The sequence below is a fragment of the Flavihumibacter cheonanensis genome, assembly GCF_022352215.1.
In the GTDB taxonomy this organism is placed as follows: Bacteria; Bacteroidota; Bacteroidia; order Chitinophagales; family Chitinophagaceae; genus Flavihumibacter; species Flavihumibacter cheonanensis.
This window is the reverse complement of record NZ_JAKRWF010000001.1, coordinates 1,533,261-1,546,925: the sequence shown is the minus strand read 5'-3', so window position 1 is coordinate 1,546,925 and position 13,665 is coordinate 1,533,261. Positions and strand designations below refer to the sequence as shown.

Genomic DNA, 13,665 nt, shown 5'->3' with positions numbered 1-13,665 from the left:
TCCAAGATCATGTTCAACGGAAAATCCAAATCTGAAGCTGCCGCAGAAGTATCCGGCAGCACAAGTAGCAGTACCAGCCTGATCGGCAACGGAACCACCCTGAAAGGTGATATCTCCAGCAATGGTGATCTCCGCATTGACGGTAAGCTGATCGGCAATATCCACAGTACTGCCAAAGTAGTAATCGGTGCCAACGGAGTGGTAGAAGGCGATATCCATGGTGTGCAAGCCGATATCATGGGTAAAGTAACCGGAACCATCAAAGTGAAAGAACTGCTCCAGCTGAAAGCCAGCGGCACGGTTAATGGCAATATTCATGCAGGTAAATTGCAAATTGAACCAGCTGCCACTTTTAACGGGGCCTGTCATATGGGGGTTGAAACAGCAGCGCCTACTATGGTGAATGAAAAGCAGAAAGACACAAAAGCTGCCTGATAATTCTCACAACTTATTGAAATACCTTTCCCTGGGCACCCAATTGCTGGTGGCCCTGGGACTGGCTGTTTGGGCCGGTATCTGGATCGATAAGCGGCTCGGCTTTTCTATGCCCTTATCCGTTTGGATCTTACCTTTGCTGGTAATTGCTGTTACCATTTTCAAATTGGTAAAAGAAACCGCAGGTAAATCGAATGGAAAAAAAACGAACTGATTCCCGTAAGGCACTACTTCCCCTTTTGCTGTTTTTTATTATCGTAAATGGCCTGTTGATTGTTTTTCAGCAACGCCTGGCTGCAGCCGGACTCGATACCAGCGTTCTGATGGTAGCAAATCTCATTCTCTTTGGAATCTTTTTTATCTCTCTCTGGTTGCATTTGCGATCCATGGCAAACAGTTCCACCCATGTCTTTATGCGTAACATGTATTCGGGTATGCTACTGAAGCTTTTTGGTGGTGCCCTGGCTGCCTTCGTTTATATGTACCTCAACCGTAATAATGTGAACAAGCCGGCCTTGTTTGGCGCGATGGCGCTCTATGTGTTGTACACCATTATCGAATTGCGATCCGTCCTAAAACAAAGCAAGTCGAGTTGATCCATGCCCAAAAAGGAATACCCGCTTACCCAGCTTTCTCATTTTCTGCCAGAGGGTTCTTATGAGCAGATCGCCCGCTACCTGCATTATTATAAGGTGCACCTGACGATAAGCCGGGAACGGCGCAGCCTGCTTGGTGATTATCGTCATGCACATCTGAACCGCAATCACCGGATTAGTGTAAATGGCAATCTGAATCCTTATGCATTCCTGATTACCCTTATCCATGAACTGGCTCACCTGGTAACCTTTGAACAATATGGCAACCGGGTTCAATCTCATGGCAAAGAATGGAAACAGTTATACAGGCATCTGCTTGAGCAGTTTCTTGGCAAAGGATTGTTTCCGGGTGATGTGGAAGCTGCCCTGAATAAGAGTCTTCATAATCTGCCTGCCAGTAGTTGTGCAGACGAAAACCTGATGCGGATATTACGAAATCATGATCACCCCGATCAGAAGCAGGTTTTGGTGGAGGAATTACCAGAAGGTGCCCTTTTTGAAATTGACGGAGGGAGGGTCTTTCAAAAAGGAAAAAAATTAAGAAAAAGATATCAGTGTAAAGAACTGGCAACCGGAAAGTTGTACCTTTTCAGTGGATTGTACGAAGTACTAAACCACCAGTTATGAAAAAAATCACACTGCTAATATTCGGATTGGTAATTGCTCTTGGAGTAACTGCCCAAACGGAGCAACAGGATTGGCTGGTTGGTGGTAGTTTTGCCCTGAATACCAGTCGGAATACCACGGTGAGTCTCAATCCGGCTGCCGGCTATTTCTTTTTGAACAACTTTGCAGCGGGTGGGGTTTTTCAACTTTCTTACAATAAAACAGGTGATAATAAAACCACTGTATTTGGTGTCGGGCCATTTGTACGGTATTATTTTGGAAAGAAGGAGCTCAAGCCCTTTATCGCATCTGAATATATTTTTACCTCCAACAAATTTGATAATCCCAGCTTTCGTTCCACTGTGAATGGAGCAGATTTTTTTATTGGTCCGGGACTCGCAGCATTTGTAAATGAACACGTAGCAATAGAGACCCTTGTGGGTTATGTCAATTCCAAGGTTTCCGATGTTCCAAGCGATGGCGGTGTCGTAGTACGAATAGGCTTCCAGATCTATTTATCGCCACGGGGCATTGTTGATACCTATCGTAAACGCTAGAGCGTCTTTTTCATCCACACATCACAACCGAAATGGCCTGAATTGCCAACGGGACCACCAAGGTATTCAAACCCGAATTGCTCATATACTGCTACCGCTTTGCGCAATTCCGGCATGGTTTCCAGGTACACCGTGTGATAACCACTGCGTTTTGCCTCTTCGAGGCAATGAGCTATTAGTTTTCTTCCTAATCCCAAGCCTCTTGCTTCTTTTCTCAGGTACATTTTTACCAGTTCGCCCCAACCCTCCGGCAAACCGGGAGTAGGAAAGAGTCCCGCACCTCCCAAGAGTTGATTGTTTTCTTCTGCAATAAAATAACAACTGCCCGGAGTCTGGAACAATTCAAATAAATGATCGGTGGATTCGTCGTAATAGACAGTGCCTGGTTTGTTGGCACCAAATTCTGTTAAAGCGGTTCGAATGATGAGGGCCAGTTCCGGGTTGTCCCCTGGCTGTATCGGCCGGATTTTCCATTCCATACCGCAAATCTAGGTCCTTAACCCAGAATCAGTGCAAACAGCCCGTAAAACAATACCAGGGAGGTAAAGATGGCTGCGATAAATAATTTGTCGGCGTTCCTTGAGTGCATGATAGAAATTTTAGAGCCTTCTATGCAGATAACGTGCCATTCGTCAAAATCGTATAGAAAAAAGCATTATTTATTTTGTGGTATAAATAAAAAATGTGTCTATATTTGGCTAAAAATAAATTTAGACAGGACTAAATATGAAATACTGGATTGTGGGATATGTTTTACTGTTGCTCTCTATTTCAGGCCAGGCGCAGGTTTCAACTCTTTCGGTGAAGGTGGTGGAAGAGGGGACAGGAGTACCGGTAGCTTTTGCAACGATAAAGCTGAAAGCCAGCGGAAAATCCGTTTTGGCGGATAGCCTGGGGAATTTTTCCCTCAATGACCTGATTGATCTGGGGAAGGACCGGGCCATGCTGCTGGTTTCAGCGGTGGGATATGAAACCCGTGAATGGAACTGGAAAAAAGGAGAACAGGAAATTAAATTGGTTTCAACTTCAAAAGAAATGGATGCGGTTGTGGTAAGCGGAACCATGCGGGCTGTTGTACGTTCTGCCAGCCCGGTTCCGGTGGAAGTATATTCCGCTCAATTCTTTCGAAAAAATCCAACTCCGAGTTTATTTGATGCCTTGCAACTGGTGAATGGTGTTCGTCCGCAATTGAATTGTAATGTTTGTAATACCGGAGATATTCATATCAATGGACTGGAAGGGCCCTATACCATGGTTTTGATTGATGGTATGCCGATAGTCAGCAGTTTGGCAACCGTTTATGGTTTACAGGGAATCCCCAGTTCACTGGTGGAACGGATCGAAGTGGTTAAGGGGCCTGCTTCCTCCTTATATGGATCTGAAGCGATGGGTGGACTTATCAACGTAATAACCAAAAATCCGACAAAAGCTCCTCACTATTCAATAGAATATACAGGAACCAGCTGGCGGGAACACAACCTGGACGCTGGTTTCAAAATCAGAACCGGTTCCAAAAGCCAGGCATTGGTAGGTGTCAATTATTTTAATTACACACATCGCATTGATAAAAACAAAGACAATTTCACGGATGTAACTTTGCAGAATCGATTGTCGTTATTCAGCAAAATCCAATGGGACCGTAAGCATGGGCGCCAGGCCGGTATGGCAGTACGTTTTATTACGGAAGACCGATGGGGAGGTGAAATGCAGTGGACCCGCGCTTTCAGGGGAGGAGAGGAGCGATATGGAGAACAGATTAGTACCAATAGGTTGGAATGGATCGGTAACTACCAATTACCCACAACCGAAAAACTACTGTTTTCTTTTTCTGCCAATGCCCACCAGCAGCGGTCTGCATATGGTACTACCATTTATGATGCAGATCAGTACATTGGTTTTGGTCAGCTTACCTGGGAAAAAAAGGCGGGCAAACATCAGCTGCTTTCGGGTATTGTTTCCCGTTATACCTTTTATGATGATAACACACCTGCAACCCTGGCAGTGGATGGAAAAACCAACCGTCCCGATAAAGTATTGATTCCCGGTGTTTTTGTACAGGATGACATTTCATTGCATACACAGCACCAGTTGCTGGCCGGAATGCGGTACGATTTTGACCGCCGGCATGGATCAATTTTTACTCCAAGGCTGGCTTACAAATGGAAACTTTCCGATAAGGACTATATACGGCTGAATATGGGTACCGGTTTCCGGGTGGTGAATCTGTTTACTGAAGACCATGCAGCCCTTACAGGCGCCAGGGAAGTGGAAATTGTGGGTGACCTGAAACCTGAAAGGAGTTACAATGCCAGCCTCAATTACAGTCGGAAGTTGGTGGTTGGTAACGGTTTCATGAACCTGGAAGCTGCCGGATGGTATACTTATTTTTCCAACCGGATCATTCCGGATTATACCACTAATGCTGACAAAATCATTTACGCTAACCTCGATGGGTATGCGGAGTCACTAGGTGCTAGCCTGAATCTGGAAGGACAACTCGGCAGCAGATTGCGTTTTACAACCGGACTAACGGTGCAGGATGTACGAATTTCAAACCGGGATGAACAGGGAAAACTGCAACGAAGCCGGCAGCTCCTGACCGAGCAGTGGTCGGGCACCTGGACGCTATCTTACCGATTTAGAAATGCCGGCTGGTCGGCTGATTATACGGGCTCTGTCTATGGTCCTATGTTGTTGCCACTGGTTTCTGACCTGGATCCCCGTAAACCAGTGTCGCCGGTATGGACACTCCAGCACCTGCAAGTCAGCAAAAAATGGAAATCAGGTATTGAATTTTTTGGGGGTGTCAAAAATCTGCTGGATTTCACGCCCAACAGGGGCAATCCTTTCCTGATTGCCCGTGCTCATGACCCGTTTGATAAACAGGTAGTTCGCGATGCAGGCGGGCAGGTAATAGCCACTCCCGAAAATCCTTACGCACTCAGCTTTGATCCCACCTATATGTACGCCCCCAACCAGGGCCGCCGGGTATTTCTGGGTGTACGGATCAGTAAGTAGCACGGAGGAGGGAGGAAAGGAGGAGGGAGGAAAGGATGGCCCATCTTCCATTCTTCCCTCTTCCATTCCTCCTTTCTTCCCTATCTTTACCCTGTGAAACCAAGAATCACTCTTTTCTTCATGGTTTTGCTGGTGCTGACACAAACCGAATTGCATCAGGTGCTGAAACTGCCGGTTCTTATTGTGCATTTTCAGGAGCATCGTGCATTAAACAAGGACATCTCCCTGTTGGATTTTTTTATTGATCATTATGTAGATCAGATAATTCTGGATAACGACGATCAGCGTGACAGTCAGCTTCCTTTCAAAACAACCCATTGCGTTAACACTACCATCGTTGCGCTTTCCGAACCGGTTCAGTTGGACCTGCGCCCAAGGGAGGCAAGCATAGAAAGGGAATTTAATATTCACCAGCCCGACTTCCCAAGAGCCGGTGCGCTCCACCATGTTTTCCAGCCTCCCAGGTTTACATGATCATTTCGGTTTTTTATTGATCATGTAAAATCATACTTAAATGTTGAATGCAATTATCCGCTTTTCCGTACGGAACAAGCTGATTATCGGTTTATTTATAGCAGGTTTGATCGGATACGGAGTCTATTCGGTTTCCAGGTTACCGATTGATGCACTGCCCGATATTACCAGTAACCAGGTACAGGTGATTACCGTTACCCCCACCCTGGCAGCTCCGGAAGTGGAGCGCCTGATTAGTTTTACCGTTGAACAGGCCACGGCCAACATACCTGGCATTCACGAGATGCGATCTATCTCGCGCTTTGGATTGTCAGTGGTTACCATTGTTTTTAATGATGACATCGATTTATACTGGGCCCGCCAGCAGGTGGCAGAACGGATTACCCTGATCCGGGAACAAATACCACAGATGGCCGGAACTCCTGAAATAGCGCCACCTACAACCGGTTTGGGAGAAGTGTTTCAATATATACTAAAACCCGCGCCGGGTTACGAAAGCAAAATTGACCTTACTGAATTGCGTTCCATCCAGGACTGGATTGTTCGTCGCCAATTACTGGGCATTCCCGGTGTGGCAGATGTAAGCAGTTTTGGAGGTAAACTCAAGCAATACGAAGTAGCGGTTATGCCTGACCGTTTGAAAAGTATGAACCTCACCATTGCGGATGTTTTTTCCGCATTGGAAAAAAATAACCAGAATTCCGGTGGCGCATATATTGAACGTAATAAAGCCGCGCTCTTTATCCGCACAGAGGGACTGGCAACTTCACTGGATGATATCCGTTCCATTTACATAAAGAATACCAGTAACGGATTGCCGGTTTACCTGCGCGATATCGCAGAAGTAAAAATCGGCCATGCGGTTCGGTACGGTGCGCTTGTAGACGCAGATAAAGGAGAAGTTGCCGGTGCAGTAGTATTGATGCTAAAAGGTGCCAATGCCTCCCAGGTGGTGAATGATGTAAAAAAACGGATTGCCATTATTGAGCAATCATTACCAGAGGGAGTGCAATTGGAAGTCTTTTACGATCGTACGAAAATGGTAGACAATGCCATTTCTACAGTTAAAAAAAACCTGATAGAAGGCGCCCTGATTGTGGTTTTTATCCTGGTCTTATTCCTGGGGAATCTTAGAGCCGGACTCATCGTTGCCTCCGTAATTCCGCTGGCCATGCTCTTTGCGGTAATCATGATGAATATTTTTGGGGTATCCGGTAACCTGATGAGTTTGGGTGCGCTTGACTTCGGACTAATTGTGGATGGTGCCGTAATCATTGTGGAGGCCGTGATGCATCGGCTCTACCATAGTAAAACCTATGAAAAAGCGCGGCATATTAGCCAGGACGAGATGAACACGGAAGTAGAACATGCATCCGGTAAAATGATGAATGCGGCCGTATTCGGCCAGATCATCATCCTGATTGTTTACCTGCCAATATTGTCGCTGGTTGGAATCGAAGGCAAGATGTTCCGGCCCATGGCCATGACCGTTAGCTTCGCCCTCATTGGTGCCTTCCTGCTTTCGGTTACTTATGTTCCTATGATGAGCGCGCTGGCATTAAGTAAGAAACTCAATCATAAGCCTACCATTTCCGATCGGTTGATGGATAAACTGGTGAATTGGTATCGCCCGCTGCTTCAAAAAGCGTTGACCATACCAGCCTGGCTGGTTGGTGGAGCTTTGGTCTTTTTCCTGTTTGCCATTTTCCTGATGTCGCGATTGGGTGGTGAGTTTATTCCTGAATTGGAGGAGGGAGATTTTGCAGTTGATACAAGAGTTTTGGTTGGCAGTTCATTGACCACTTCTATTGAGTCATCCCAGCAGGGAGCGGGATTGCTGCTGCGCAAATTTCCAGAGATAGAAAAAATCGTAACACGCATTGGAGCAGCGGAAATACCAACCGATCCCATGCCCATCGAAATGAGTGATATGATCATCCAGATGAAGCCCAAAGAGGAGTGGACCAGCGCTAAAACCTATGATGAACTGGCGGATAAAATGAGCCAGGAACTGGCAACTATACCCGGACTTACAGCCGGTTTCCAGTTCCCGGTACAGATGCGTTTCAATGAACTGATCTCTGGTGCAAGACAGGACGTGGTGTGTAAGATTTTTGGGGAGAATTTGGATTCATTGTCAGCCTATGCGCATCACCTGGCCGGGGTAGTTCGTAAACTGGAAGGGGCTGCAGATGTATATGTTGAAACGGTTACAGGGCTCCCACAAATAGTGGTTACCTATAACAGGGCTGCGATCTCCCGCTACCAATTGCAAATTGCCGATATTAATAACCTGATTCGCGCTGCATTTGCTGGAGAGTCGGCTGGTTTGATCTATGAAAATGAAAGACGCTTTGACCTGGTGGTTCGATTGAGTGAAAAAGGCCGGCAGGATATCAGCCAGATTGAGCAGTTGCTGGTACCTACTCCTACCGGTTTGCAAGTACCCCTTTACCAGGTTGCAGATATTCAGATCAAGGAAGGACCCAATCAGATTCAACGGGAAGATGCCAAACGCCGGATAGTGGTGGGTTTCAATGTTCGGGGCAGAGATGTGGAATCAGTAGTAGGTGAATTAAGTAATGAAGTAAATCGCAGTCTTAAATTTGCAGCAGGATATTATGTGCATTATGGCGGACAGTTTGAAAACCTGCAACAAGCGAAAGCACGTTTGATGATTGCTGTACCTGTTGCATTGTTGCTTATTTTTTTTCTGCTATATTTTTCTTTTGGATCCATCAAATACGGGCTGCTAATATTTTCAGCAATTCCATTATCAGCTATTGGTGGAGTCATTGCGCTCTACCTCCGTGATATGCCTTTCAGCATTTCAGCCGGCATCGGGTTTATTGCGCTATTTGGAGTGGCAGTTTTAAACGGCATTGTACTGATTGCAGAATTCAATCGCCTTAAAAAAGAAGCCAATCATTCACTAAAGGATATTGTTATGGAAGGAACCAGTTTGAGATTGCGTCCGGTATTAATGACAGCATCTGTTGCTTCCCTGGGCTTTTTGCCGATGGCGCTTAGTCACGGTCCGGGTGCTGAAGTACAACGCCCGCTTGCAACAGTTGTTATTGGCGGCTTGTTAACGGCTACTATTCTAACACTCTTTCTCCTTCCTGTTTTGTATGTGTGGATAGAAAAGAAATGGGGTGTAAGTAAAAAGGCTCCAGCCATAGTATTAATCGTACTTGCTGGTTTGGGTTCAGCTAACGTACAAGCACAAGTGATAAATGAATATCCTGTTCTTCTTGATTCATTGCTGGTACTGGCAGAGCGGCAAAACCTGGGTTTAAAGGCGGCCAGGCAGCAGGAGGATTATTTTAAAGTGCTGCAATCGGGAACGTTTGAGTTGCCAAAAACCGCATTGGGTATTGAATATGGCCGGTTTAATTCCGTATTCAATGACAATCGTCTGTTTCTGAACCAGGGATTGCAATTGCCTGCAGTATATAAGTCTCAAAAGAACCTGTATGCTCAGCAGGAGCGATTGCAGGAAGCGGCTACCGGTATTCAGGTGAATGAACTCAAAAGAGAAATCCGGATCTTGTATCTGCAATTGATCGACATCCGGGAGCGGGAGTTGGTTTTGCAATCACTCGATACGGTTTACAGTCGGTTTGGAAAAGCAGCAGCCTTGCGTTTAGAAACGGGAGAATCTAACCAGTTGGAAAAAACAACAGCGGATGCGATGCTGGAACAATTGCAGTTGCAATTACGTCAATTGGTGCTGGACCGTCGGGCGATTCAGCAACGATTGATGGCGCTTACAAATACAACTGATTATTATCAGCCTGTTTACCAGGAGCCTTTACTGGAACCTATACAAGCTGCCGGGTTCACCGGTTCACCCGGACTCCGCTATTTGGAGCAATTGGGAGAAGTCGCAAGGGCTTCAGGTAAAACGGAAAAGGCGCAAATGCTTCCTGAGTTTACAGTAGGATATACCAATATGTCAATTGTTGGTTACCAAACCAGAAATGGAGTTGATGATCTGTATTTTGGGCCGGGTTACCGCTTTCATTCTGTCAATTTTACAATGGGGCTTCCCTTGTTCATGAAAGCGACCCGCACCCGGATAAAAGCCGCCGAAATGCAGGCAGAGCAGGCTTCTACGCAGGCTTCCGCTTTGAGGCAGTCGCTTCAGTACCGGCAACTCCAACTGGAAGAGGAAATGAAAAGGTCACGCGATCAGATAAATTATTTCAGACAATCCGGAAAAAAGCAGGCAGACGCCCTGCAGTTACAGGCACGGGCTGCTTATGAAAACGGAGAGATTGATTATCTGCAATGGACCATGTTAATGAATCAGAGCATTAATATCCGGCTGAATTACCTGGATGCAGTGAAATCCTACAATATGCAATTGGTTGAAATGAACTTTGTAAATGGAAATTAAGAACAATGAAAAAGCTATCTATTATATATTCGGTATTGGTATTTGCGGCTTGTAATACAGCGGCACCCAAATCCGAAACAACAGCATTAGAATTAGCTACTAACCAGGTTGAACTGGATAGCAGTCAGCTTCGAATGGCAGGAATTGTAACCGGTAAAGCGGAAACAAAAGACATCAGTAGTACACTGACCGTAAACGGAGTGGTGGATGTGCCCCCGCAGAATATTGTATCAGTGAGTTTTCCTTTGGGAGGTTATTTGAAGTCAACCCGCTTACTACCGGGCATGCGTGTTCGAAAAGGGGAGGTGATCGGTACCATTGAAGATCAGGCCCTGGTGCAATTGCAGCAGGACTACCTGGTTACCCTAAGCAAACTGGATTATCTCAAGCAGGACCTGGAGCGTCAGCGGATTCTCAATGAGAACAAAGTGAATGCGGATAAGGTGCTGCAACAGGTGAGCACAGAAGTGGAAAGCCAGCAGGTATTGCTCAAAGGGTATGGTGAAAAACTGCGGCTGGTTGGGCTTCAGCCTGAACAACTCACCTCTGAAAATTTATCCCGATCGGTGGCACTTCGATCACCCATTAATGGATATGTTTCCAAAGTGAATGTGAACATTGGTAAATATGTGAATCCTACCGATGTTTTGTTTGAACTGATTAACCCGGATGATATGCACGGCGCATTGACAGTTTTTGAAAAGGATATGGCAAAACTTCGGGTAGGCCAGCGCGTTAGTATGCAGTTTGTGGATGAGCCGGAAATCGAATATCCGGGTGAAATTTTAATTTTTACCCGCAATGTAGATGAAAACCGGAGTGGTACCGTACATTGCCATTTTGAGAAAATGCCGGATCATCTTATGCCGGGAATGTTTCTGAATGCCACTGTGTTTCTTGATAAACGAAAAGCACTTACTGTACCTGAAGAAGCAGTTGTACGGTTTGGTAACAATCAATTCGTTTTCCGGCAGGTGAAACCACTGACCTTTGAAATGGTACAAGTGGAAACAGAATCGGCTGGTAAGGGATTGCTTGCGATTAGCAGTATTGCTATGAACCTGGAAAATGAGGAACTTGTCCTCGCCAATGCTTATTCAGTATTGGGGAAACTTAAGAATTCCGCGGAAGAGGAATAATTAACGATAGGCTTCCCGAACCGGAGCCCAGCTGTCAATAACCTTACAGTCTGTCAATGCGATAGCACTGTGAGGTATATTGGCAGGGATTACCTCTACATTTCCAGCCTTGAAAACGGTTGTATTTTCTCCGATCGTCATTTGTAGTTCGCCTTCCAGTATATAGGTAATTTGTTCGTTTTCGTGTGCATGAAGGGGGAGTACAGCTCCTTTACGGATCTCCCAAACAGCCAGAGAGGATTTTTCTCCATGCAGAAATTTTCCGAATAATCCGGGCAGTACTTCTTTTACAGGAATGTTATCCAGGTGTTGCATATTGGAATTCTTTATTGTTCAAAAAAACAGACAGATCCCCCCACCCATTCTTTGTCTTTGTTGTAGCGGACACCGATCATCTTTCCTTTGCTGAGGCGCGCCAGGTTAATAGCGGGTTTGGGGCGTTCCCATCCTTCCTTCCAGAGATACATGATGCGGATTTCAGCTTTGGCAGGTATATCTGGTGTTGGGATTACATCCGCATAGTGTACTTTTTTCTGCAGGATCCAGTTTTGAGGATCTTTAATGTCACTGATATCATCCGGACTGATATCAATAACCACTCCCTGTCCGGCAAAGGAGAAGAGTGGTTTTAGTACATACTGACTTAAATCAGCAGGCAGACTTTCCAACTCATTCAGGAAATAAGTAGGAGGTATATAAGGATGTTTGATTAAAGGCATGGTGAACTTGCTGATCCGGTAAAACCAGTTGGGATGCGGAACCCATTCCACATCGAGATCCTGGGTGATATCAATATAGGATCCCAACTGATCTTTCTGAGCGTTCAGGTCATCAAATATAACGCGGTTGTATATGCGCTTTATGCGTATTCTTTTATCATCTTTTGTATAATAAAGCGCCTTGCCTTCCTGTTCCAGTTCGGTTATGCATACCGGTTGGATACCCAGATAGGTTTGGGTACAATAAAAATCGATCCGGGTTTTTTGTTCCTGTGGTTTGATTTCCAGGAGAATTACTTCTTCCGGCTGATGCGTTCCAAGTACAATGGACTGCAATTCTTCCAGGTAGGTTTCTTTGGTATATCCTCCTAGAAATTGAGAATAATTTTCCGGTATTTCAAAATGACGTCGCAGTACTTCCGGGTAATATACTTGGAATCCGAATAGGGTAGGGAACCCCTGCATTTCTATCAGTTGCGGTTCCAGTTCTTTTTGTTCATTTTCGCAAATGCCGAAATCAAATGCAATCATGTGTGCGAACGGTGTTTCATGTGGTACCCTTTCTGCCGGAGGGATGCTGCGTTCGGTGATCGTTTTGAAATCCGGCTCAAGTATTCGGTCTACAATGCTTTCGCAGGCATCCAATACTTTCTGCTTGAAAGCCTTATCAGCCAGTATAGGGGTTTCTGCCACACGGAATTCGATCGCACCAGGATAGGCATTGTTCAGGTCATATAAAAATGCTTCGTATCGTTCTTTGGTGAATTGCTGGTTAAAAGAAGTTCTCCAGGATGAAACCATAAAATTTTGCCTTTGTCTGAAGATACAGAATTGCCGCTTTTATCCGGCTTCTTCGAAGGCTAATTGTCCGATTGCATGATTTAGAAAATTGGGAAGCACCTGGGAATAGGTGAACAGGATTTTATCCGGATCATTCAGGTGTTCGATCATACTTTGCCATTTCTCAAATCCATGACTTTTGATCACTGTTTCCTTTTTGTCATCCCGCTGCAGGTACATACTCATACCAATGGCGTCCGCTTCCGGATGGAATTGTGTGCCCACCATATATTCGTTAAAACGGAAGGCCATCATGGCACGTTCAAGCGGCACATGTGGTCTTTCCTTTTCGATTGCCAGAATTTTTCCGCCCATCTGGCGGATGCGGTTATAGTTGGGACGGATCACCTGGTAATCGCGACTGTCTACCGCATAAAAGGGATCTTTAAGATTCTGAAAAACGGGTTCTTTCTCTGCACCTGGCAGCATGTGAACAGGGAAAACACCAAATGCGGTAGATTTCCGGGCTGTCACTTCTCCAACACCATAATGCCGGCAGGCAAGCTGATAGGAATGGCAAATGAAGAATACTTGTTTCTTACGGGGATGTAAAGGATTGGTATTGAAATTTTCTACGGATCGCAGCCAGTCAAAATAGGCTGCTTCCCAGGCTGATCCTTCACTTTCGAGTGGAGATCCGGGGCCTCCGCTTGATATATAAATATCATAGCTTAGATCGGGTGTCTGCTGCTTCAGGCGTACTTCAAATTCATCCCATTCCAGATCCAACTGGTGCTGATCTGCATACAGGTTCAAAATTTCTCGAATACAACGCATTCCCTGGTTTTCCAGCCCCTCATAGAGATCCAGAATGGCTACCTTAATCTTTCCCAAATCCATTGCCATAGCTGCAAAAATAAAGATTTCTCCTTTACCCGT

General features: G+C 45.5%; 13 protein-coding genes. 9 read left to right on the top strand and 4 right to left on the bottom strand.

Annotation, left to right across the window (positions count from 1 at the left end; all coding sequences use genetic code 11):
* Positions 1–9: 9 nt before the first annotated feature.
* Genes MD536_RS06880 through MD536_RS06860 form a run of 5 tightly spaced genes read left to right on the top strand, consistent with a single transcriptional unit; the run spans position 10 to position 2,194 of the window.
* Positions 10–435 carry a bactofilin family protein gene (locus tag MD536_RS06880; RefSeq protein WP_234864138.1) on the top strand — a complete coding sequence of 142 codons (426 nt, stop codon included), beginning with the start codon at positions 10–12 and terminating at the stop codon, positions 433–435.
* Complete coding sequence (locus MD536_RS06875) at positions 404–649, top strand: AtpZ/AtpI family protein (protein ID WP_234864137.1); 246 nt, start codon at positions 404–406, stop codon at positions 647–649. The genes MD536_RS06880 and MD536_RS06875 overlap by 32 nt, the downstream gene beginning before the upstream one ends.
* Positions 630–1,031 carry a hypothetical protein gene (locus MD536_RS06870; protein WP_239597039.1) on the top strand — a complete coding sequence of 134 codons (402 nt, stop codon included), beginning with the start codon at positions 630–632 and terminating at the stop codon, positions 1,029–1,031. Before MD536_RS06875 ends, MD536_RS06870 begins: the two co-directional genes overlap by 20 nt.
* A 3-nt stretch (positions 1,032–1,034) precedes the next feature.
* Positions 1,035–1,658 carry a SprT-like domain-containing protein gene (locus tag MD536_RS06865; RefSeq protein WP_239597038.1) on the top strand — a complete coding sequence of 208 codons (624 nt, stop codon included), beginning with the start codon at positions 1,035–1,037 and terminating at the stop codon, positions 1,656–1,658.
* Positions 1,655–2,194, top strand: coding sequence for a putative outer membrane beta-barrel protein (locus MD536_RS06860; RefSeq protein ID WP_239597036.1), 540 nt, complete (start codon positions 1,655–1,657; stop codon positions 2,192–2,194). Before MD536_RS06865 ends, MD536_RS06860 begins: the two co-directional genes overlap by 4 nt.
* Here MD536_RS06860 and MD536_RS06855 read toward each other — a convergent pair.
* Positions 2,191–2,673, bottom strand: a complete 483-nt coding sequence (locus MD536_RS06855; RefSeq protein WP_239597035.1) for a GNAT family N-acetyltransferase — start codon at positions 2,671–2,673, stop codon at positions 2,191–2,193. The genes MD536_RS06860 and MD536_RS06855 overlap by 4 nt on opposite strands.
* Before the next feature lie 247 nt (positions 2,674–2,920).
* Between MD536_RS06855 and MD536_RS06840 the strand changes: the two genes are divergently transcribed.
* From MD536_RS06840 to MD536_RS06825, 4 genes are all read left to right on the top strand, one after another.
* Entirely contained in the window at positions 2,921–5,212 is a 2,292-nt protein-coding gene (locus MD536_RS06840; protein ID WP_262915903.1) for a TonB-dependent receptor, read from the top strand.
* A 93-nt stretch (positions 5,213–5,305) separates the two neighbouring features.
* A complete protein-coding gene (locus MD536_RS06835; RefSeq protein ID WP_239597033.1) occupies positions 5,306–5,686 on the top strand; it encodes a hypothetical protein in 381 nt (126 codons plus the stop codon).
* Positions 5,687–5,726: 40 nt separating this feature from the next.
* Complete coding sequence (locus MD536_RS06830) at positions 5,727–10,088, top strand: CusA/CzcA family heavy metal efflux RND transporter (RefSeq protein ID WP_239597032.1); 4,362 nt, start codon at positions 5,727–5,729, stop codon at positions 10,086–10,088.
* A 5-nt stretch (positions 10,089–10,093) separates the two neighbouring features.
* On the top strand, positions 10,094–11,227 hold the full coding sequence (locus MD536_RS06825; protein ID WP_239597029.1) for an efflux RND transporter periplasmic adaptor subunit: 1,134 nt from the start codon (positions 10,094–10,096) through the stop codon (positions 11,225–11,227).
* Here MD536_RS06825 and MD536_RS06820 read toward each other — a convergent pair whose 3' ends face one another.
* Genes MD536_RS06820 through MD536_RS06810 form a run of 3 tightly spaced genes read right to left on the bottom strand, consistent with a single transcriptional unit; the run spans position 11,228 to position 13,632 of the window.
* Positions 11,228–11,542 (bottom strand): cupin domain-containing protein, encoded by a 315-nt coding sequence (locus MD536_RS06820; protein ID WP_239597028.1) that lies wholly within the window; start codon positions 11,540–11,542, stop codon positions 11,228–11,230.
* 11 nt (positions 11,543–11,553) lie between these two features.
* Complete coding sequence (locus MD536_RS06815) at positions 11,554–12,747, bottom strand: glutathionylspermidine synthase family protein (RefSeq protein ID WP_239597025.1); 1,194 nt, start codon at positions 12,745–12,747, stop codon at positions 11,554–11,556.
* A gap of 39 nt (positions 12,748–12,786) precedes the next feature.
* The gene (locus MD536_RS06810; RefSeq protein ID WP_239597024.1) at positions 12,787–13,632 is read right to left on the bottom strand and encodes a type 1 glutamine amidotransferase; all 846 of its coding nucleotides are present in this window, start codon (positions 13,630–13,632) and stop codon (positions 12,787–12,789) included.
* Positions 13,633–13,665: the final 33 nt, after the last annotated feature.

Coding starts and splice junctions, on each gene's coding strand:
- MD536_RS06880 (WP_234864138.1), top strand. CDS start 10: ATGTTCAACGGAAAATCCAAATCTGAAGCTGCCGCAGAAGTATCCGGC.
- MD536_RS06875 (WP_234864137.1), top strand. CDS start 404: ATGAAAAGCAGAAAGACACAAAAGCTGCCTGATAATTCTCACAACTTA.
- MD536_RS06870 (WP_239597039.1), top strand. CDS start 630: ATGGAAAAAAAACGAACTGATTCCCGTAAGGCACTACTTCCCCTTTTG.
- MD536_RS06815 (WP_239597025.1), bottom strand. CDS start 12,747: ATGGTTTCATCCTGGAGAACTTCTTTTAACCAGCAATTCACCAAAGAA.
- MD536_RS06810 (WP_239597024.1), bottom strand. CDS start 13,632: ATGGCAATGGATTTGGGAAAGATTAAGGTAGCCATTCTGGATCTCTAT.
- MD536_RS06860 (WP_239597036.1), top strand. CDS start 1,655: ATGAAAAAAATCACACTGCTAATATTCGGATTGGTAATTGCTCTTGGA.
- MD536_RS06820 (WP_239597028.1), bottom strand. CDS start 11,542: ATGCAACACCTGGATAACATTCCTGTAAAAGAAGTACTGCCCGGATTA.
- MD536_RS06840 (WP_262915903.1), top strand. CDS start 2,921: ATGAAATACTGGATTGTGGGATATGTTTTACTGTTGCTCTCTATTTCA.
- MD536_RS06855 (WP_239597035.1), bottom strand. CDS start 2,673: ATGGAATGGAAAATCCGGCCGATACAGCCAGGGGACAACCCGGAACTG.
- MD536_RS06830 (WP_239597032.1), top strand. CDS start 5,727: ATGTTGAATGCAATTATCCGCTTTTCCGTACGGAACAAGCTGATTATC.
- MD536_RS06825 (WP_239597029.1), top strand. CDS start 10,094: ATGAAAAAGCTATCTATTATATATTCGGTATTGGTATTTGCGGCTTGT.
- MD536_RS06865 (WP_239597038.1), top strand. CDS start 1,035: ATGCCCAAAAAGGAATACCCGCTTACCCAGCTTTCTCATTTTCTGCCA.